Origin of the sequence: Pseudomonas fluorescens (genome assembly GCF_001623525.1) — a bacterium.
GTDB lineage: Bacteria > Pseudomonadota > Gammaproteobacteria > Pseudomonadales > Pseudomonadaceae > Aquipseudomonas > Aquipseudomonas fluorescens_Q.
Genome location: NZ_CP015225.1, coordinates 287821 through 307237, shown reverse-complemented (window position 1 = coordinate 307237; position 19417 = coordinate 287821). Strand labels below are relative to the sequence as shown.

General features: G+C 58.5%; 19 protein-coding genes and 1 pseudogene. 9 read left to right on the top strand and 11 right to left on the bottom strand.

All coding sequences use genetic code 11. From position 1 onward, the window contains the following. Positions 1-4 precede the first annotated feature (4 nt). On the top strand, positions 5-859 hold the full coding sequence (locus TK06_RS33305; RefSeq protein WP_371856946.1) for a methyl-accepting chemotaxis protein: 855 nt from the start codon (positions 5-7) through the stop codon (positions 857-859). Positions 860-895: 36 nt separating this feature from the next. On the opposite strand, the gene TK06_RS01245 is transcribed toward TK06_RS33305, so the two are convergent. From TK06_RS01245 to TK06_RS01195, 11 genes and pseudogenes are all read right to left on the bottom strand, one after another. Continuing rightward, the gene (locus TK06_RS01245) at positions 896-1678 is read right to left on the bottom strand and encodes a phosphate/phosphite/phosphonate ABC transporter substrate-binding protein (protein ID WP_063320451.1); all 783 of its coding nucleotides are present in this window, start codon (positions 1676-1678) and stop codon (positions 896-898) included. 37 nt (positions 1679-1715) lie between these two features. Next, a complete protein-coding gene (locus TK06_RS01240) occupies positions 1716-3044 on the bottom strand; it encodes an LLM class flavin-dependent oxidoreductase (protein ID WP_063320450.1) in 1329 nt (442 codons plus the stop codon). 36 nt (positions 3045-3080) lie between these two features. Continuing rightward, positions 3081-3986, bottom strand: coding sequence for an ABC transporter substrate-binding protein (locus tag TK06_RS01235; protein WP_063320449.1), 906 nt, complete (start codon positions 3984-3986; stop codon positions 3081-3083). A 49-nt stretch (positions 3987-4035) separates the two neighbouring features. After that, a complete protein-coding gene (locus TK06_RS01230) occupies positions 4036-4719 on the bottom strand; it encodes an ABC transporter permease (RefSeq protein ID WP_063320448.1) in 684 nt (227 codons plus the stop codon). Further along, positions 4719-5348 (bottom strand): ABC transporter permease, encoded by a 630-nt coding sequence (locus tag TK06_RS01225; protein ID WP_063320447.1) that lies wholly within the window; start codon positions 5346-5348, stop codon positions 4719-4721. The genes TK06_RS01230 and TK06_RS01225 overlap by 1 nt, the downstream gene beginning before the upstream one ends. Continuing rightward, positions 5345-6376 carry an ABC transporter ATP-binding protein gene (locus tag TK06_RS01220; RefSeq protein ID WP_063320446.1) on the bottom strand — a complete coding sequence of 344 codons (1032 nt, stop codon included), beginning with the start codon at positions 6374-6376 and terminating at the stop codon, positions 5345-5347. Before TK06_RS01220 ends, TK06_RS01225 begins: the two co-directional genes overlap by 4 nt. A 30-nt stretch (positions 6377-6406) precedes the next feature. After that, positions 6407-7351, bottom strand: a complete 945-nt coding sequence (locus TK06_RS01215; protein WP_063320445.1) for a fatty acid desaturase — start codon at positions 7349-7351, stop codon at positions 6407-6409. 129 nt (positions 7352-7480) lie between these two features. Continuing rightward, positions 7481-7720, bottom strand: coding sequence for a hypothetical protein (locus tag TK06_RS01210; protein ID WP_063320444.1), 240 nt, complete (start codon positions 7718-7720; stop codon positions 7481-7483). A 264-nt stretch (positions 7721-7984) separates the two neighbouring features. Continuing rightward, the gene (locus TK06_RS01205) at positions 7985-8644 is read right to left on the bottom strand and encodes a dimethylsulfonioproprionate lyase family protein (protein ID WP_063320443.1); all 660 of its coding nucleotides are present in this window, start codon (positions 8642-8644) and stop codon (positions 7985-7987) included. A gap of 171 nt (positions 8645-8815) precedes the next feature. Next, positions 8816-9610 (bottom strand): annotated as a pseudogene (locus tag TK06_RS01200) (glycine betaine ABC transporter substrate-binding protein); the annotation flags it as partial. A 127-nt stretch (positions 9611-9737) separates the two neighbouring features. Beyond that, entirely contained in the window at positions 9738-10178 is a 441-nt protein-coding gene (locus TK06_RS01195; protein WP_063320442.1) for a hotdog fold domain-containing protein, read from the bottom strand. A gap of 163 nt (positions 10179-10341) precedes the next feature. Between TK06_RS01195 and TK06_RS01190 the strand changes: the two genes are divergently transcribed. From TK06_RS01190 to TK06_RS01155, 8 genes are all read left to right on the top strand, one after another. Next, positions 10342-10962, top strand: a complete 621-nt coding sequence (locus TK06_RS01190; RefSeq protein ID WP_063320441.1) for a TetR/AcrR family transcriptional regulator — start codon at positions 10342-10344, stop codon at positions 10960-10962. Positions 10963-11106: 144 nt separating this feature from the next. Next, positions 11107-12099, top strand: coding sequence for a SphA family protein (locus tag TK06_RS01185; RefSeq protein WP_003203467.1), 993 nt, complete (start codon positions 11107-11109; stop codon positions 12097-12099). Between the two features lie 55 nt (positions 12100-12154). Then, positions 12155-13336 (top strand): MFS transporter, encoded by a 1182-nt coding sequence (locus tag TK06_RS01180; protein WP_063320440.1) that lies wholly within the window; start codon positions 12155-12157, stop codon positions 13334-13336. A 35-nt stretch (positions 13337-13371) separates the two neighbouring features. Continuing rightward, entirely contained in the window at positions 13372-14820 is a 1449-nt protein-coding gene (locus tag TK06_RS01175; protein WP_063320439.1) for a carotenoid oxygenase family protein, read from the top strand. Positions 14821-15165: 345 nt separating this feature from the next. Continuing rightward, the gene (locus tag TK06_RS01170) at positions 15166-16017 is read left to right on the top strand and encodes a fumarylacetoacetate hydrolase family protein (RefSeq protein WP_063320438.1); all 852 of its coding nucleotides are present in this window, start codon (positions 15166-15168) and stop codon (positions 16015-16017) included. A 2-nt stretch (positions 16018-16019) separates the two neighbouring features. Next, positions 16020-16841 (top strand): IclR family transcriptional regulator, encoded by an 822-nt coding sequence (locus TK06_RS01165; protein WP_063320437.1) that lies wholly within the window; start codon positions 16020-16022, stop codon positions 16839-16841. A 21-nt stretch (positions 16842-16862) separates the two neighbouring features. Continuing rightward, on the top strand, positions 16863-18509 hold the full coding sequence (locus tag TK06_RS01160; protein WP_063320436.1) for a bifunctional 3-(3-hydroxy-phenyl)propionate/3-hydroxycinnamic acid hydroxylase: 1647 nt from the start codon (positions 16863-16865) through the stop codon (positions 18507-18509). A 22-nt stretch (positions 18510-18531) separates the two neighbouring features. Beyond that, positions 18532-19380 (top strand): VOC family protein, encoded by an 849-nt coding sequence (locus TK06_RS01155; RefSeq protein ID WP_063320435.1) that lies wholly within the window; start codon positions 18532-18534, stop codon positions 19378-19380. Positions 19381-19417: the final 37 nt, after the last annotated feature.

Sequence of the window (19417 nt, the reverse complement as noted above, 5' to 3'; positions counted from 1 at the left end):
GGGCATGATCGCGCAACTGATGCAGCGCATCGGCAGCGCCTCTTCCGACCTGCAAACCGCCGCAGCCGATACCAGCCACGTGGCCCAGAACATGAACGACGCTGCCGGGCGCCAGCGCCAGGCCGTGGAACTGGTGAGCACCGCGTTCAACGAAATGGTCGCCACCGCCAACGAAGTGGCCCGCTCTTGCAGCCAGGCCGCCTCCAGTGCGGACGAAGGCTATCGTGACGTGCACGACGGCCAGCATCACATCGGCGAAGCCACCGGCAGCGTGATGAAACTGAGCGACGACCTGCAAAAGTCGACCCAGACCATGCAGGCGCTGGAACAAGACAGCAAGAACATCAACACCATCCTCGACACCATTCGCTCGATCGCCGAACAGACCAACCTGTTGGCCCTCAACGCCGCCATCGAAGCCGCGCGGGCCGGCGATCAAGGTCGCGGGTTCGCCGTAGTGGCTGACGAAGTCCGGGCGCTGGCAAGGCGTACCGCCGATTCCACCGGCGAGATCGACAGCCTGCTGGGTAACCTTGCTCGTCGCACCCAGGAAGTCACCCAGCAGATGCAAAGCAGCCTGCAGGTGTCGCAAACCAGCGTGGAACGCATCCAACAGGCCCGCGACAGTTTCGACAAGATCCGCAACTCGGTGGACTCGATTCGCGACCAGAATACGCAGATCGCCACGGCGGCAGAGGAACAGCACCAGGTGGCCGAAGACATCAACCGGCACATCGCGCAGATCCATGCCGATGCCCAGTTGGTCGAGGAATTCGCCCACTCGGCGCAGACCGGCTCGGGGCGTCTGACGGATATTTCCGGGCAGCTCAAGGGCTTGGTTGGGCGCTTCAGGTTCTAGCCTGTTTGAGGTGGCGAGCCAGGGACGGCTCGCCGCTCAGGATGATACAAACGAAAAACCGCGATTGGCCGCACTGCGCTCATACTCCAGAAGACACTCATAGTCAGCCTCACTGGCCGGCAGGACTTCCCTGATCGCCAGGTCACGGGAAATCTCAGGAAGCTGGCTCAGGGCTTCGTTCATTGCGCGCCTGATAGAGTCCGCTTGCGTCGCCGTTCTACGAATCGACGTTATGTAGGGCAGGCAGGGACTGCGCACACTTCGCGCCAGGATCCTGAGGCCTTCGATCTCGTCACTGTGGTCTCTCGCCAGATAGTCGTAGGTGACACTGTCGATGGAAGCCAAATCGCCCTCGCCCTTTTTCAGTCTGCGCATGCTCTCCCTGTGGGATCCGGTAAAGGTGAGTTTCGAGAAAAAACCGCGGTCGCTGATCCCAGCCAACGTGTGACGCAATAAATTCATTCCAGAGTTGGAATCCCGGGCGTTGATCAGTCCATGGCTGCCCTGCAAATCCGCCAGATCAGTCACGGGCGAATCAGCTCTACACAGCAGCAAACTGCAATGCTCACCCCCCGAGCCATGAGCGAGCTCATAGCTCGGACGCCCAATCAGCCTCACCTTTCCCCGCAATGACGTGACCAATGGATAGCCGCAGGTCTGGGATAACAACAGATCGGGGGAAAGCCAATGGGACACGGGATCAACGATCTGCTTTTGCTCACGGCGCTCCCCCAGAATCTCCAGGATGCGCTGGAGCCAGGCGTCCTGGGCCTGTAAAACCCTGGCGGGAGCGAGGTACATGGATAGATCGCTGGTCATATGAAAAATCCATTCAGAGGATTGTGATTGACGCTGATCACAGCAGGAAGCGGTTGGCAGGCATCTTCAAACCCAAGCGATCCCTCAGGGTCCCGGGTTCATATTCCTGGCGGAACACCCCTCTGGCTTGCAGCAAAGGCACCACGCCACGGGTAAATGTTTCGAAGTCCGTGGGCAAAAACGGAAACATGAGGTTGTAGCCATCGACGGCATTCGACTCGTACAACGCTGAAAGCTTCTCGGCAATATGCTCCGCCGTTCCGATCAGCAGCCAGGTACTGGAACTCTTGACCAACCGGCGCCCTATCTCGCGGATGGACAACGAGGTGTCGTATTTCTTGAGCAAGGCCAGCTCGGTTCGAATGCCATCGAACTCAGACTCATCCGGCAAGGCGGGTAGCGGGCTGTCCGGCGACAGGCCTGTCAGATCAAGACGGGTGTAGCTGGAGACCAGATCAATCGCCACGGCATCGATAATGAGGCTGTCCTCCAGTTGCCGACGTCGCTCCTCCTCAGTCTCATCCTCCAGAACCACCGGAAGCACACCGGTAATGATTTTCAGATCACTGGAATGCCGCCCCTTCAACTCGAGTCGGCGATTCAAATCGGCCCTATACGCCAGTCCCTCCTCGACCGTATTGATGAAACAGAAATGCACGTCCGCATGGGCGGCGGCCAGATCCTTGCCCGCTTCAGAAGACCCCGCCTGGGCAAGGACCGGATGTCCTTGCGGTGGACGCGGCACGTTCAGCGGCCCACGCACGTTGAAATGAGCTCCTTCGTGATGGATCGGGTGAATCTTGGACGGGTCGGCAAAATCGCCGCTGTCCTTGTCAAACTCAAGGGCCCCCTCCTCCCAGGAGTCCCAAAGCTGCTTGACGACATGAATGAACTCCTCGGCCCGCCGATAACGATCGCCGTGCTTCGTCACGCCTGACAATCCGAAATTCGAAGCCTCTTCTTCCAACCAGGACGTCACGATATTCCAGCTGGCTCGCCCTGTGCTGAGGTAGTCCAGCGAAGCAAAATATCGCGCGAGGTTGAAGGGCTCGTTATAGGACGTTGAAGCGGTGCCCATCAGCCCGATGTGTTCGGTGACAGCCGCCAATGCGGACAAGAGCGTAATCGGTTCAAGGCGGGCGTTGGCATAGTGCCTCAACCCACTGGCGACGGAGTCCCAGACCGCGACGTGGTCCGCGACAAACACCGCATCGAACTTCGCCGCCTCGGCCGCCTGCACCAGTTTTACGTAGTACCCCAGCGTCAATATTTCCTTGGTCGGTGACAGCGGGTGGCGCCAAGAAAAACGATGATCCCCTTGGGGATTAAAAAAGAACAAATTCAAAATCATGCTTTTATTGGACATAACGCCTCCGCGACCTTACCCACATCGCATTCATGTTCAGTTGGCCGCCTTGACGGTATTTTCAGCGACCCACTGCGCCGCGACTTTTGCGGGATCCTTGTGATCGATATCAACCAGGCGATTGAGTTGCTTGAGGTCGTCATCGGTCAGTTTTGCAGAGACCTCGTTGAGCACTTTGGTGACTTCTGGGGTTAGCAACGCCTTGCGTCCCAGTGGCGTAATGTTTTGCAGGGGCTGTTGATGCTTGTCGTCCTCGAGCACTACCCAAGGTTCTTTCGCCAGGATGCCTTGCGTGGAGACCACCGTGGCGACGTCGATAGCGCCTGAGTTCAGCGCCAGCCGCGACAAGGGCCCGCCCATGTCCAGCGATTTGACGCTCTTGAAGTTGATGCCGTAGACCGCCTTCAACCCGGGCAGGCCTAATGCAGCAGTGGTGACTTCGGGAGGCCCGCCCAGCGTGAGATCGCCTGAGACAGGCGCCAGGTCGGACAAGCTGTGCAAGTTGTACTTTTCTGCGGTTTTCCTGGTGACGGCCCAAGCGGTAATAGAGCCCGCGGCCGAAGGCTCAAGCAACTGGAGGCCCGCTGGCAACTTCTGTTGCAAGGCGCTGACGATCTCCTTTTGGCTGGTCAGGGCGCTCTTGTCGTCATAGAAACTCAACAGTGATCCTATGTACTCGGGTACAACGTCGATATCCCCGTTTTCCAGCGCCTTGGCGATGATCTGGCGGTTCCCCAGATTGAGCCGGGTCTTGACCTCAATCCCTTCCTTTTTCAAAGCTGACGCATAGATGTTCGCGAGAATCGTCTGCTCGGAAAAATTGGCCCCGCCTATGGTGATGGACTGGGCACTGGCAAATGCGCTGCCCACCAGCAAGCCTAACCCCAGCAACAATGAAACCGAGTGCGCTGAACGAGCCTTCGAACGTTGTTTGTTTTTCATTTGGATTTGCACCTCTGCAGAATTAATACGCACTTTCAAATGCCCCTGATCATGTAGCGCTCAGTTCAACATCCCCCGCTCGCCATTTTCGAACCATGAGTGTTTCGATCATTGAACAAACCCACTCGCTGACAATCGCAAGTGCCGACACCACCAGTGCGCCGCCAATGATTTGAGGGATGTCATTTCGACCCAGCCCGTCAATGAGAAACCTGCCCAGCCCGCCGAACCCTGCATAGGCGGCAATGGTGGCCGTGGCAATAAGTTGCACCAGGGCTGATCGGAATCCAGAAAAGATCAGTGGAAAAGCCAACGGTAATTCCAGCTGGATAAACATCTGCCATCTGCGCATCCCCATCGATTTGGCAGCATGCTTCAGAGACGAATCCACCTGATCGATGCCAACATAGGTATTGGTCAATATCGGCGGGATGCTCATGGTGACCAAGGCGATAATCACCGTGCTGGTTTCATAGCCAATGAGCATGATTGCAAGTATCACAATACCCAGGGAAGGCAATGCTCGCCCAATATTGAACAGCCCGATCGCCACCTGCGCGCCTTTGCGGTAGTTAGCCATGAGTACGCCGAGCGGCAACGCTATCGCACAAGCAATAGCCAGGCTCAAAGACACATAATAAATATGCTCTGCCAGCCGAGTCAGTATTCCGTCTTCGCCCAACCAGTGTTCAGGAAGAGAAAACCAGAGGTAGACATCTGCGATCCTATTCATTAGCGCACCCAAGGGACCAGCCATTTATTGATTGAATAAAACAGAAAATCAAAACATAACGCCAACATCACCGTAAGAACCAAACTGACCGCCACAGGCGTAGTGAAACTTTGAGCCAACCCGGTAATGAACAGCTGCCCCAATCCGCCTTGACCAATTAACGCAGTAACCGTCACCAGCCCTACCAATGTCACTGCGGTCGTTCGCAGCCCTGCCAATAACGAAGGCAACGCCAGGGGAAGTTCAACTCCCAGGAATCTCTGCATGCGCGTGTACCCTAGCGCACGGGCTTCTTCCAGCACGTCCGGGGGGTTGCTCGCAAGGCCCGCCAGAGTGTTCTGTAACACAATCAGCAAGGCATACAGGCTCAAACCAATCACCGCCGTCGTCTTGGACAAACCGGTAAAGGGCATTATCAAAATGAACAGTGCCAGGGAGGGAATGGTAAAAAGTATTCCGCTGATATAAATCATGGGCTGCGCCAACCCTGGCTTCCATAACGTCAAGAGCACCATTGCGCCCGCTAACAACATTCCTATAAACAGGCCGAAGGTCACCAGCTGAATATGATCAAATAACAGCTGGCCTATCTGCTGCCAGTTTTCAACGATCCAGGACCAGTCAATCATTGCGCACTTCCAAAGCGGCGCTCATTGAGTGCGCTGTGAAAGCTGGCAATCGACAGGCAACCTTCGTAACCACCCGCCTCGTCCACTCGAACAACCACACCGAGCGGAGCCGTTAGAATTTTAACCAGTGCATGATGCAACGAATCATTATTCGACACCGTGGTAAGTTCAGGGACAGGCAAGTCGGATTCACTGACCCACTTCAGCGGATTGGACTTATCGTCCAGCAGAAGTTTGAATTCGCAATTAACTTCATCCACAGGAAGATCAGAAACCTTCATCAGCGACAGTCTTTTCAACAGCGGATCCTTGCCGATGAAGTTCTTCACAAACTCGCTGGCAGGATGGGCAAGGATATTGTGAGGTGTATCGAACTGAGCAAGCTTTCCTTCGCCCTCGAAGATGGCGATCCGGTCACCAATCTTGATGGCCTCTTCCATGTCATGGGTCACCAGGATAATGGTTTTATGCAAACGCCTCTGCAGCGCAACCAGTTCGTCCTGCAGTCGCTCGCGGATCACCGGATCAAGCGCGGCAAAGGGTTCGTCCATCAATACAACCGGTGGGTCCGAGGCCAATGCCCTCGCCAAGGCAACACGACTTTGCTGCCCGCCCGACAGTTGATTAGGGTACCTGTCCAGAAATTCCGGCTGAAGCCCGACCAGGGAAATGAGCTCGCTCACGCGCTGGCGGATCTTATGCTTGCTCCAACCCAAGAGCCGCGGAACCGCGCCAATATTTTCTGCAACAGTTTGATGAGGAAATAAGGCTGAGCTTTGCATCATGAAACCGATGCCACGGCGAAGCGTCACGACGTCAAGCTCATCGGTCGCCACTCCATTGACACTGATGCGGCCACTGTCCTGGGTGTCCAGTCTATTGATCATTCGCAAAATGGTCGTTTTGCCACACCCACTTGGCCCGACAAATACGCAGATCTCCCCCTCCCGGACATGAAGCGTTAAATCGCTCACGGCCATTCGCGGGCTGCCTTTATGAGTTTTCTTGATGGCTTCAAAACGTATCATTTTCCGACGCCCAGATTAGCTTGAGTATTTTTAGTGCCTGGCAGGATGGCGAGGACAATCCACGGGATTGATCAGATGCCTCTGCAATAACTGGAAGTAGCCATGAATGACATAGCCATTGTTTCGCGCGATCCATTGTTCACGCCTGGCTCTATACACCCGGGGCAAATAAAACCAGGGCAAACCGGGAAGATCGTGATGAACCAAGTGAAGATTGAGGTTAAGAAAGAGCCAACTCAAAATCCCTGAGGATTCATTGATCACCGTACGGTGTTCTGGCAGCGTTGACGGTCGATGCTCGTAAAACGACCTGACCATTGAAATGGACAATGCTGGAAGTGCCACAAGCAAGAGGTATTGGAGTGCGCTGATGGCGCTGTACTGTTCAACCAATCCCAGCAACACCCCAACGCTCAGGAGATGAATGAGCCACATCCGCCAATTGCTTCGTTCCGAATGCAACAACCCTCCGAGCGCGGTACTTGCAAGGGTCATCAATGCCAACGGCGCGCCGATGATCAGGCGCCCGCCCAAGGTCTTGTTCACCCACAACAAGGCCTTCATATAACGGGGTGATTGCACCCAGGACATGCGGGTGACGTAGCGACTTTCTGGATCTTGTCCAGGCACAGTCAGCACTTCATCGTTGTGATGGGCCAGATGCGTGTCCCGATAGATATCGTAGGGATACCACACGGCAAACGGCAGGAATCCCAAGGCTTTGTTCATCATGGGCCATCGGGTGGGATGACCGTGGATCAGTTCATGCTGAATCGACATCCAGAGCACGACCAGTGGAACCAACAGGACAATGCTGATGAGTTGGCCAAGTGCCTGCCCATGAAAAACAATAAAAGCCCAGGCCAGATAAAAGCCGACCAGTAAAAGCCAGGTGGGCCATTCAGTCCGGCTGGTCAAGGTTCTGCCGAGCTTAACGATTTCGGCTCGATGAGCTTCATCCAAATAATTTGGCATGGTGGTAAGTCGCGATAGGCTGCGCTGAACAGACGCCCACTCACTCACACTTCAAGCGACCACCCGGGACGGGTATTACCTGGAGATGACTGACTGACGTTACGGTATGGAAATGCCGACAGCGCTGCGTCACATGGCGTAGAGCAGAAACGCCAAGCCTTCGCTGATTGCACTGCAGGCTTCGCTGTTGGCCTGGCAAGGAAGCGGTTTGCCGGTCACGAATGGAACGGCAATGAAGGTTTCAGGACTGATGTGGGTATTGCCGGAATGAGAAATCGCTCCACAGACTTGGTCATAGGACAAAGCCTCGAGGCTGATTGGAAAGATTCGGACACCGGACATAGTCGTACCATCGATTAGGTTGAACATATCCGGCTGTCCGGTGGGAACAATCTAGCACGGTGACTAATACGGACAAGGAATATATTTAATCATGCTTATTCCTACATGGCATAAGATTAAACAAGTCACTTAGCCTTTCGCCTTGATCGCATACAGGCCACCGGCAATCACCATGCACGCCCCACAACAGTCCATGGGGTCTGGTCCAGGCAAGTCAGAAAACGTGATGCCAGGAATACCCAGTAACGCACCATGACGAGCGGCGCGACGGTAGTCTTCGAACCCTTCACCTCAAGCGCAGGGCTCATGGAGCAACCCCCACAGCGCCAGGAGTGGCGCTTGCGTTGATCTCATCGCATGGGTGCAAGACGGTGGGTTTATGACAATGCCCCCTGCCCCGGGCGTCCACCAGCCTACGTCCTCGCGATACCAATCGCCTGGGGACAACACCAGATAGAACTCAGCCGGAGGATGCTGGTGGAACGGATAACAGGTTTCAGGCGCCATGAGGGCCAACCCCAGGGTCATGCCGGGACAGTCGAACAATCCCCCTGGACCGGTGACCATCCCATGGCGATGCCGCTCCACGAACCGATCGTCCTGGCCGGCCTGGGCCTGACGATTGATCCAGGGAACATGGGGCACCAGTGCGCTCAACGCCTCCAACACCCCTGACAGGTGCTCGGGGGCATTCGGTGCAGCGTCGAATGCCTGGGCCAAATAGGGCGCCAGGACTGCCGGTAACGCGCGGGGCGTTGCCGGCGGTTTCTTGAGGGTCCACTCGGCCGCGCCCAGGGCGGCGGCATGTGCTTGTGTCGCCTCGGATGTACCGTCCCCCAGGTGGTTCGAGAGGATTTCATGCAGCGATCGCCGAAGCCACTGCGCGCTGCGGGTGACAGCCGGATCCAACGACAAAGGCTCGCGACGGGTAATCATCGTGTTCAATCCCATTCCTGAGTCAGACGCAGAAAAAATGACAGGCTGCTCAACGTACCTCAGCGGCACCGGAAGGGGGTCCCAGCATGTTCCAAGGGTAGCCCGAACGGAATCGATGACAGCCGACGCTCTTCACTTTGCGTCAAGGGCACCGAACTGCAAACACCTATCGGAAAACCGCGGCGATTACTGGCTGCCGGTCGCCGAGGCGGTCTGACTGCCAAACATGGCCTCGAAGCGAGGCTTGTTGGCGGCGTAGTACTCGGCAACGACTTTGTCTGCCGAACTGTCACGGGCGGTCGACATCAACTTCTCAAGATCAGCCTTGGGGATCTTGAAGTTGGCGAAGAACCGGGCGACATCAGGATGCTCGGCGCTGAAACCTTTGCGAGCAACCGCATGGATTTGCTCGGCACCACCGAAAATCTGCTTCGGATCATCCAGGTAGCGCAGCGGCCACTTGGCAAACATCCAGTGTGGGCTCCAAGCGTTGATCAACGACCATTTGTCACGTTTGAGGTTTCGATCCAGCTCGCTCAACATCCCGGACTCTGAAGAAGCGACCATCTTGTAACCATCGAGCTTATATTCCTGGATGGCCTTTTCCGTGAGCTTGTATTGGCCATTGCCCACTTCCGAAGTCAGGATCTTGCCGCCGAGTTTCTCCCGCACTTCTGGTTTATTCAGATCCTCGACACTGGCGATCTCGCTGGTGGGAATGGACGTTGGCACCGCCATGCCGATCCGACCTTCATACAGCACGCCGAGGTCTTCGAGCTTGTCCTGGTATTTGTCATAGAACGCCTTGTGGGTGCTCGGCAGCCAGACCATCGGGATCAGGTCGATATTGCCGTTGGCCAAGGCCTGGAACTGGATACCAATATCGGCGAGCACCAACTTGACCGGTTGCGTCAAGTGGTCGCGCAATGCCGTATCCGCCAGCTTTACAGCGATTTCCGTATCCGACCATCGACAAAGGCCTGCGTTTGCTGTGCTGCAGCAAGCCCACCTCTGACCTGGTCCTTGATCTTTAGCCTTGCCTCGAGCGTCAACCGCTTGCGCCAGCGACTGATGGCGGAGACGGTCGACGCTTGATGGGCCAGGCGACCTAGCCGACTTTCACATTCATGGTGATGCGCGCCGTAAAGACCTTCACCCCTGCCTCATCGAAGATTTCGACCGGAACAATCTTGTCACCCGAAGTCTGCCAGTCGATGTCGCTGCCGTCGGCAATCGCGTGGATGGACGTCTTGGCCTTGGCCAGGTATTCGACAGTCATGCCTTTGGGAATCCAACGAGCCCCGCCAGGGATGGACACCTCGGTCATCATGCCGCCCGCCAGTTCTGCCGCGTTACACAACGCGATCGCGTGAACGGACGCCAGGTGATTGGTGATTTCCTTGCGGAACGGCACCTTCACCTCACTGCGGCCGGGGGCCAACACCGAAATTTCCGGGTTGATGGTGCCGAAGTACGGTGCCATCTGGCAGGCCATATTGCTGAAGGCGGACGGGCCAACGCTTTGGTACATGCTGAGAGTCTGGCTCATGGGGGATCTCTGGTCAGGTGGATTGAAGTCATGGACAGAACATCACTCAATTACAGAATATTGCTCTGTTACAGAACAATATTCTGTAAATGTCCACCCTGTCAATCGCTCGTGCCTAGCCGTCGTTTCAATTACCATGGCCCCTTTTTGCCTGGGCCGAAAAATGGAACCTGTCGATCTTCTCGAGCGCTGCTACCCAGGGCGCCGTGCCGAGTCCAAGCGGCATATCCTGCGATGTGCCCTGGCGCTGTTTAATCAACAGGGCATAGAAGCGACCACCATCGACATCATCCGGGCCGAAAGCCAGATGAGCGTGGGGGCTATCTATCACCATTTCGATAACAAGGAAGGTTTGGTCGCGGCGTTGTACATGACCGCCCTGGATGACCAGGCACAGCTCAGGGACAGCTACCTCAGCGCTGTCACGTCGACCAGGGAATGGGTCCACGCCTTGGTGTTCAGCTACGTGGATTGGGTGGTCAGCCAACCCGATTGGGCGCGGTTCCAATACCAGGCTCGCTTTGCGGTCGCACGCAGCAGCTTCAACGAGCGGCTCGCCGAAGCGAATGCCGCCAGGAACGCCGCGCTCAAGCAATGGTTCAGCGACCCTGCCCACCAACAGGATTTGCAGGACTTGCCTTTTGAGCTGATTCCGTCATTGATCATCGGTTCGGCGGAGAGCTATTGCCGCGCCTGGCTCTCGGCCCGCGTCAAACGCAGCCCTGAGCTCTACCGGCAGCAGCTGGCCGAGGCGGCCTGGCGCGCCGTTGGCGCTGGCGGCTGAGCAACTCGCTCGGGTTTCTCCCGGTTCATGGCGCTCCCAGTCAACTCTGGCCGTTGCGCTCAAGCATCACCCACCACCGGGACTTAAAGTCGAAGTGCCAGGGGACATTCCCCCGCTCACAATTCCAAGAATAGAGCCACTTCAATGAGCCTGACCAAATCCCTGCCAGCGTGCCTGGCACTCAGCTTCGCGTCATTTGCCGCCCATGCAGCCGATGGCCCTCCACCACCTTCCGTAAGCCAACCCAGCGGTATCAACCTGGGCGGCACCAGCTTCTACGACGGGTTTGCGGGGCCACCCGGGCTGACTCACCAGACCTACTTGAAGTTCAGCACCGCCAGCAGCATCAGGACCAACGGCGGCAAGAAAAACGGCGCCTTCGATGACCCAAAAATCAACGTCATCACGATGATCAATCAACTGAGCTACTACTCACCCGACACTTTCGCGGGAGGGGCACACCTGGGTTGGAGCCTGCTGGTTCCCGTCGTGTCCCTGGACGGCGACTTCGGCGACAACGGTGCCAAGCTCAAGGACAACGCTACCGGCCTGGGCGATGTCACGGTCGGGCCCCAGGTCCAGTTCGATCCGATCGTCGACGCCAGCGGCCGGCCGGTTTTCGTCCAGCGCATGGCCTTCGACACCATCCTGCCAACGGGCAAGTACGACAAAGACAAAGACCTGAACCCTGGCTCCAACCACTTCTCCCTGAACCCCTACTGGGCAGCGACCTGGATGCCGGCCCCCCGTTGGGAAGTGAGCTGGAGACTGAACTATCTGTACAACTTCAAGAACGACGATCCGGCGAGCAGTTCGCAGCAGTTCTTTGAAGGGCAAGCGGTGCGCGACACCCAGTCAGGACAGTCGGCGTGGGCCAACTTCACCGCCTCGTACGAAGTGTTCCCGAAGGTCTCGGTCGGCATCAACGGCTACTACTTCCGGCAGATTTCGGATGACAAGGTCAACGGCAACACCCTGACCGACTCCCGGGAAAAGGTGCTCGGCTTTGGCCCAGGCCTGTTCTGGAAAATCACCGAAGACAAAGCCTTCTGGCTCAACACCTATAAAGAAACCGGCGTCGAGAATCGCTCCCGAGCGGATTACCAGGTGCAGGTTCGCTACGTCCACAAGTTCTGATTGACGTGTAGGCCGGCTCACGCATGAGCGGGCTCTTGACCTGAGGTGATGCTTCATGAACGCACTCGACTCCATCGACAGCAAAAAATCACTGGGCGCCATCTGCCTGATGATGGTCATTTCCCTGGGGACGCTACAGATCCAGCCGATCCTGGGCGGTGCCTTGATCGACCAACTCGGCCTGCCACTCAATGCAATCGGCGCTCTTTTCGCCGCTGAACTCATGGCGATGGCCATCGCTTGCGGGGTCTGCGCCCTGTTCATGGCGAGCGTCGACCGCCGTCGCTTCGCCCTGGTGGCCTTGTTGATCCTGGCATTGGGTAACCTGGCCAGCACACAACTGCACAGCCAGGCCGGACTGGTCATTTCCAGGATGATCTGCGGCGCCAGCGGCGGCGCGGTCATGGCGGTTGTCTATGCCACCGCAGCGCTGCGCACGTCCAAGGACGCGACTTTCGCGATCATCAACATCGGCAACCTGCTGTGGGGCATGCTGCTGGTGACCTCCATGCCGCTGGTCCTTCAAGCATTTGGCGTGAATGGCGCGTTTTCCCTGTTGGCGATCACCAGCGTGCTCGCGGCGCTGGGTTGCTGGAGAGTGCCCAAGCGCTACCCGGACGCCCATCGCGCGGCCAATGGCTCGATCCAGCCATTCGGTCTCACCGCCATGCTGTTGATCCTGCTGTTTGCCCTGCTGTTCTTCGGCCACTCCGCCCTGTGGGTGTACCAGGAACGCATCGGCAGGAGTATCGGCCTGGAGCCCCAGCAGATTGGCGGCATCCTCGGCGGCAGCATCCTTGCCGGTGCCCTTGGCGCCGGGCTGGCCGGGCTGATCGGACGACGCCTGGGCCTACTGTTTCCGCAACTGTTGAGCTTCGGTACAGCATTGCTGGCGACCTTGATCATGGTCTATGGCACCAGCCCCGTTGCCTTTATCACCACGGCCTGCCTGATCCATATGGTCTGGTTTTTCAGCCTGCCGTACCTACTTTCCATGGCGGCGGAACTGGACCCTTCCGGCCGACTGGCAGGCCTGGGTAACGCTGCGATTTTCATCGGCCAGGGACTCGGCCCGTTTGGCGCCGCACTGGTCGTGGGTGAGGGACACTTGCGCGCGGTCGGATGGCTGGCCGCCTCAGCCTATCTGCTAGCCTTGGTGATCTCGTGCCTGGTCGTTGCACGCTTTCGCCGCGGCGTGAAGCCCTCCGGGCCGGCAATGTCCCCGCAATCGGCCTGAACATGAACGAACACGCACATTGACGAGATTGCCCGATGAGTATTCCATTCCCTCAAACCCCTGAATTTTCCGGCGCTCTCTACACGCCCAGCCGCGTGGAAGCAGAGGTGTTCGATCTTGAGATCGAAGGCATCCTGCCCGCGTCGATCTGTGGGACTTTTTTTCAGGTGGCGCCAGACCCGCAGTACCCCCCCATGCTGGGTAACGACATTTTTTTCAACGGCGACGGCGTGGTTAGCCGCTTCAACTTTGCCAATGGCAAAGTCTCGATGCGACGCCGCTACGTGAAAACCGATCGCCTGCTGGCCCAGCGCCGTGAAGGGCGTTCGCTCAACGGCGTCTATCGAAACGTCTACACCAATGACCCTCTCGCGGCGAAAAACAACACCACCGCCAACACCACCGTTATCCCTCACAACGGCGTCCTGTTGGCGCTCAAGGAAGATGCCCTGCCTTGGGCGATGGACCTCGAAACCCTGGAGACCCTCGGCGAATGGAGCTTTGACGGGCAGATCAAAGCCGCGACGTTCACTGCCCACCCCAAGCTCGATCCGGTGACAGGCAACCTGCTGGCCTGCAGTTATGAGGCCAAAGGCGACGGCACGCCCGACCTGGCCTATTTCGAAATCTCGCCGGACGGAAAGCTGCTGCACGAGATCTGGTTCCAGGCGCCTTATGCGGCGATGGTGCATGATTTCGCGGTGACCGAACGCTACGTCGTGTTCCCGTTGATTCCGTTGACGGTGGACGTCGAACGCATGAAAAACGGCGGGCCACATTTTCAGTGGCAACCCGACCTGCCCCAGCTGTTCGCCATCGTGCCGCGCAACGGCCGTGGGCAAGATGTGCGTTGGTTCAAGGGGCCCAAGGACGGTTTCCAGGGGCATACGCTCAATGCGTTCGATGAGGACGGCAAGGTGTATGTGGACATGCCGGTCACCGGCGGAAATATCTTCTACTTCTTTCCCCAGGCCGACGGCTACGTACCACCGCCTGAAACCCTGGCCGCCAGCCTGATGCGCTGGACCTTCGACCTGAATGGCGCGCAGGAGGACGTTCAACCGCAGCCACTGACGGAATATCCCTGCGAGTTTCCACGGTGTGATGATCGCTACATCGGTCGGAAATACCGGCATGGGTTCCTGCTCGCCTTCGATCCTGAGCGCCCCTACAACCCGGCGAATGGGCCAATACCCTTCCAGTTCTTCAACCTGCTGGCGCACCTGGACCTGCAGACAGGCCGCACCGACGCCTGGTTTCCCGGCGACAGCGGATGCTTCCAGGAACCCATCTTCATACCGCGCTCGGCGGATGCGGAGGAAGCCGATGGCTACGTGGTTGCCCTGCTCAACCTCATTGCCGAAGGGCGCAGTGAACTGGTAGTGCTGGACACCCGTGACATGGCTAGCGGCCCCATTGCCCGGATCAGGATTCCCTTCCGGATGCGCATGTCGCTGCATGGCTGCTGGGCACCAAGCGATTGATTGGCATCGGGCCCTGATGCCCGTCAATTAAGCACAATCCCTGTGGGAGCGAGCTTGCTCGCGATGGCGGCGGTTCAGTTACATGAGTATTGAACTTGGCTGGCCTCATCGCGAGCAAGCTCGCTCCCACACGTTCAGAGCCTTTGCGCACCTCTCGCGGCCCCTGCCATCTGCGGTGGATGCCTGCCTCCCCTCCCTCTGCTCCCCAGGTCCGCCAAAGGTACAGCCTCGCCAAAAATACATAAATTCCATATTTTAGGATTTTTGTATAAATCCTACTTTACAGGATTTTATAGCAAGACTAGATTAACCCTCATTGCACCCTCCCTCTCTCCAGGAACCGCCATGAAACTCGCAAGCTTTATTGTCCAAGGCCGTAGTAGCTACGGTGTGGTCGAAGGTGATCAAGTCATCGACCTGGAATCGCTCAAGCCAACCCTTGGCAGCGATCTCAAGCAGGCCATCGGCCACAACCGCCTGAACGAACTGAGCCCTGCGCGCCTGGCACGCCTGCCGCGTATCCCCTTGGCTGACGTGACGTTCCTGCCGGTGATCCCGAACCCGGGCAAAGTGCTGTGCATCGGCATCAACTACGCCACCCACGTGCGCGAAACCGGTCGGGAAATGCCGACCTATCCGATGATCTTTACCCGCTTCGCCGACAGCCAGACCGCCCACCTGCAACCCATCGTTCGCCCGACCGCGTCCCACAAACTTGATTTCGAGGGCGAGCTGGCGGTGGTGATCGGTAAAGCGGCCCGTCACGTCAAACACGCCGACGCGCTGGACTACGTCGCCGGTTATGCCTGCTACAACGACGGCAGTGTCCGCGACTGGCAGAAGCACACCATTCAGTTCGTCCCCGGCAAGAACTTCCCGAACACCGGTGGGTTCGGCCCCTGGCTGGTGACCGGCGACGAGATCGGCGACCCGCAGGACCTGGAATTGACCACCCGCCTGAATGGCGAAGTGATGCAGCACACCCGCACCAGCGACATGATTTTCGATGTGCGCCAGCTGATCGAATACTGTTCCACCTTCACCGAACTGGCCCCCGGCGATGTGATTGTCACTGGCACCACTGGCGGCGTCGGGGCGTTCCGCGAGCCGCCGGTGTGGATGAAACCAGGCGACGAAGTCGAGATCGAGATCGCTCGAATCGGCACCCTGCGCAACAGCATCGTGGACGAGCAATAAGCATGGAAAACCTACACACCCCTGACGCCCTGCCCGAGCCGGATGGCGACAGCAAAGGCTCGAGCCTGGAGCGCATGTTGCGGGTACTCGACCTGTTCACCGAACAGAGCCCGATCTGGGCGGTGGACGACATGGGCGGCGCCCTGGGTTTTACCCGTTCGACGATCTACCGCTACGTGCGCGAATTGGCCGAGGCCAACCTGTTGTTCCAGGTCGAAGCCGGCCGTTATGCCCTGGGCGCGCGAATCATTACCTGGGACCGCCAGTTGCGCCTGAGCGACCCCCTCGTACGCGCAGCACAATCGCTTGAGCCCAGCTTCCCGCAGTGGAGCGAACATCAGGTGTGGCTGATCTGCCGGCTGTTCAAGGATCAGGTTGTGTGCATTCACCAGCACGGGGACCTGTTCAGTGAGGTCAGCTACTCCCGTGGTTCACCCAGGCCCTTGTTCCTGGGAGCGACGTCCAAGGCGATCCTCGCCAACATGACCTCGCGCCAACACAGCCAACTGTTCCTCGATCACCCCGATGAAGTGCGCGCCAGTCAACTTGGCCAGACCTGGGAAGCGTTTCGTCGCTCGTTGCAGCAACTGCGTCGCCAAGGCTATGTGGCCAGCGCAGGTGAAGTCGACGCGGGCGTCTATGGCCTGGCCGCGCCGATCTTCGACGGCGATGGCAAGGTCGTCGGCAGCATCAGTTGCGTGCGCCCGGTACGAGAACGCGACAGCGCCCAGGAAGAGACACAAGGGCAACAGATCCTTGCCCTGGCGCAGGAACTGTCGCAACGCATGGCTGCGCTCGCCAACCGCGCCAAGCCACTGGGCTGAGCCATCCGGAAGGGAATAACAATGACAACCCTCAAACGCATCAACACCCAGGTCCTGATCATCGGTGCCGGCCCTACCGGGCTGACCCTGGCCAACCTGCTCGGCCAAGCCGATGTGGACACCCTGATCATCGATCGCAAGCCGGGCACCGTGACCGAGCCGCGGGCGGTTTCAATCGATGACGAGTCCTTGCGCACCATGCAGGCCATCGGGCTCGATGCTGCTGTGCTGCGTGATGTCGTGCCCGGCTACGGCGTGCATTACTTCACCCGGCCCGGCGGTCGCTGCTTCGGCAAGGTCGAGCCGACCGGCAAGCTGTATGGCTTCCCCAAGCGCAACGCGTTTCGCCAACCGCTGTTTGAAAACACCCTCAGGCGAGGCCTCGAACGTTTTGCCAGCCTGACGGCTCGGTTCAGCCACGAGCTGGTGGAATTCACCCAGGACCCACACGGCGTATGCGCGCTGGTGCGTGACGCCGAAGGGCAACTGATGGAAGTCCACGCAGCTTACCTGGTGGCCTGCGACGGTGGCCGTAGCCCGGTGCGCAAGCAACTTGGGATCGAGATGGTCGGCTCGAGCTTCTCCTCGCGCTGGCTGGTGGTCGATACTGACCAGGACGACGACCCCTTCTGGCAGACCCGCGTGTATTGCGACGCCAGGCGCCCGGTAGTGGAAGTGCCCGGCCCTCACCGTACGCGCCGATTCGAGTTCCTGCTCAAACCCGATGAAACGGACGAACAGGTGCTCGACGAAACCTGCCTGCAAGCATTGCTGCGCCCCTTCAAGAGTGACGCGCCGGTTTCCATCGTGCGCAAGACGGTCTACACCTTCCATGCCCGGGTCGCCGAGCGGTGGCAGGTGCAGCGGGTGTTTCTCGCCGGCGACGCCGCTCACCTGACCCCGCCCTATGCCGGGCAAGGCATGAACAGCGGCGTTCGCGATGCCCACAACCTGGGCTGGAAGCTGGTCGGCGTGTTGAAGGGAAAAATGGCGGAAAGCGCACTGCTGTCCTACGAAAGCGAGCGTCGTGATCATGCGTGGGCATTGATCAAGTTGGCCTTGAACCTCGGCGTGGTCATGGCACCGGCCACCGTCCTGCGCGCTCGCCTGATCAGTGGCGCATTCGCCTTGATCGGCCTGTTGCCGCCGTTGCGCGATTATTTCCTGCAAATGCGCTTCAAGCCCAAACCCCGTTTCACCCGGGGCCTGGTGCTGACCGAGGGACAAGCAGGCACGTTGTCCTGCGGACACATGTTCCCGCAACCGATGCTCACCGACGCCCACGACCAGGAACGCCTGCTCGATGACGCCATCGGCGCCGGCTTCGCCTTGATTCAATACGGCGACCCGACCCGCCAACGTATCGATGAACTCAAGCATGGCCTCTGGAGCCACCTTGAAGCCAGGCGCATCCTGATCCTGCCCGCGTCCGTCCAGGCCATGCCGTCGATCCCCGGCTGCACGGTGCTCCAGGACCGTGAAGGCCAGCTCAAAACCCTGCTGGGCGATTCGCACCCGTTCCTGTTGCTGCGCCCGGATCGCTATATCGCCGCGATTTTCGACAAGGCCACCGAAATCCGGGCCGCCGAATCGTTGCAGTCGCTGTTCGGCATCGCCGAGGCCCACAGCAGCGCAATCGAGCCGAGCATCGCGCCCGTCTTTCATTAAACCTTCAAGCACAGAGGTGGTTATGCAAACACTCCAGACTTCCACACCTGCACGCCTGTGCTACCTGCACCTGGCGAGCAAGGACGCGCAACGGCAAATCGATTTCTATCGACGGATGCTGGACATGGACAGCCAGGCGCAAGCCGATGGCAGCTGGATGCTCAGCGGCCCGCAACGCGCCATGCTCGTGTCTCCCGCCGACCACAGCGGCCTGCTCGCGGCAGCGTTCGACCTGGGCAGTCAGCCTCGCCTGCAAACACTGCGGGTTCGCCTGCTCGGCAACGGTTGCGTCATCGAAGAGCTCGACTCGCCGCTGCTCGAAACGGGGGCTTTCCTGATCCGTGATCCCCAGGGCCGGCAAACGATATTTGGCGTCGCTCAGCCCGCTCTCCAGGCCTCGGGCCAAGGCATGCCCGGCCGCTTGCAACACGTGGTGTTCCAGACCACGGAGCTGGAAGCCATGATCGATTTCTACGTCAACACGGTGGGCTTCACTGTTTCGGACAATGTCGTGGATGAGCAGACCGGCCAACTGATGACGTGCTTCCTGCGCTCGGACGACGAGCACCACACCTTGGCGTTTTTCCGCGGTTCGAAAAACGAGTGGGATCACCACTGTTACGAAACCAACGAATGGAATGACATCCGCGACTGGGGTGATCGCTTCGCCAAGGAGCGCATCACCATTTTCTTCGGGCCCGGCCGACATGGGCCGGGCAACAACCTGTTCTTCATGGTGGTCGATGCCGATCGCAACCGCCTGGAGTTCTCGGCTGAGCTGGAAGTCACCGATGCCAACCGCCAGCCCGGTGTCTGGGCACAGGAGGAATACACACTCAATTCCTGGGGCCGCGCCTGGATCAGGAGCTGAGCAGTTTTCCCCATCGGCGTTTGCCCCCTTGATTTCT

Excerpts from the sequence above, each read along its gene's own strand:
- TK06_RS33305 (WP_371856946.1), top strand. The coding sequence starts at position 5 with ATGATCGCGCAACTGATGCAGCGCATCGGCAGCGCCTCTTCCGACCTG.
- TK06_RS01245 (WP_063320451.1), bottom strand. The coding sequence starts at position 1,678 with ATGACCAGCGATCTATCCATGTACCTCGCTCCCGCCAGGGTTTTACAG.
- TK06_RS01240 (WP_063320450.1), bottom strand. The coding sequence starts at position 3,044 with ATGTCCAATAAAAGCATGATTTTGAATTTGTTCTTTTTTAATCCCCAA.
- TK06_RS01235 (WP_063320449.1), bottom strand. The coding sequence starts at position 3,986 with ATGAAAAACAAACAACGTTCGAAGGCTCGTTCAGCGCACTCGGTTTCA.
- TK06_RS01230 (WP_063320448.1), bottom strand. The coding sequence starts at position 4,719 with ATGAATAGGATCGCAGATGTCTACCTCTGGTTTTCTCTTCCTGAACAC.
- TK06_RS01225 (WP_063320447.1), bottom strand. The coding sequence starts at position 5,348 with ATGATTGACTGGTCCTGGATCGTTGAAAACTGGCAGCAGATAGGCCAG.
- TK06_RS01220 (WP_063320446.1), bottom strand. The coding sequence starts at position 6,376 with ATGATACGTTTTGAAGCCATCAAGAAAACTCATAAAGGCAGCCCGCGA.
- TK06_RS01215 (WP_063320445.1), bottom strand. The coding sequence starts at position 7,351 with ATGCCAAATTATTTGGATGAAGCTCATCGAGCCGAAATCGTTAAGCTC.
- TK06_RS01210 (WP_063320444.1), bottom strand. The coding sequence starts at position 7,720 with ATGTTCAACCTAATCGATGGTACGACTATGTCCGGTGTCCGAATCTTT.
- TK06_RS01205 (WP_063320443.1), bottom strand. The coding sequence starts at position 8,644 with ATGGGATTGAACACGATGATTACCCGTCGCGAGCCTTTGTCGTTGGAT.
- TK06_RS01195 (WP_063320442.1), bottom strand. The coding sequence starts at position 10,178 with ATGAGCCAGACTCTCAGCATGTACCAAAGCGTTGGCCCGTCCGCCTTC.
- TK06_RS01190 (WP_063320441.1), top strand. The coding sequence starts at position 10,342 with ATGGAACCTGTCGATCTTCTCGAGCGCTGCTACCCAGGGCGCCGTGCC.
- TK06_RS01185 (WP_003203467.1), top strand. The coding sequence starts at position 11,107 with ATGAGCCTGACCAAATCCCTGCCAGCGTGCCTGGCACTCAGCTTCGCG.
- TK06_RS01180 (WP_063320440.1), top strand. The coding sequence starts at position 12,155 with ATGAACGCACTCGACTCCATCGACAGCAAAAAATCACTGGGCGCCATC.
- TK06_RS01175 (WP_063320439.1), top strand. The coding sequence starts at position 13,372 with ATGAGTATTCCATTCCCTCAAACCCCTGAATTTTCCGGCGCTCTCTAC.
- TK06_RS01170 (WP_063320438.1), top strand. The coding sequence starts at position 15,166 with ATGAAACTCGCAAGCTTTATTGTCCAAGGCCGTAGTAGCTACGGTGTG.
- TK06_RS01165 (WP_063320437.1), top strand. The coding sequence starts at position 16,020 with ATGGAAAACCTACACACCCCTGACGCCCTGCCCGAGCCGGATGGCGAC.
- TK06_RS01160 (WP_063320436.1), top strand. The coding sequence starts at position 16,863 with ATGACAACCCTCAAACGCATCAACACCCAGGTCCTGATCATCGGTGCC.
- TK06_RS01155 (WP_063320435.1), top strand. The coding sequence starts at position 18,532 with ATGCAAACACTCCAGACTTCCACACCTGCACGCCTGTGCTACCTGCAC.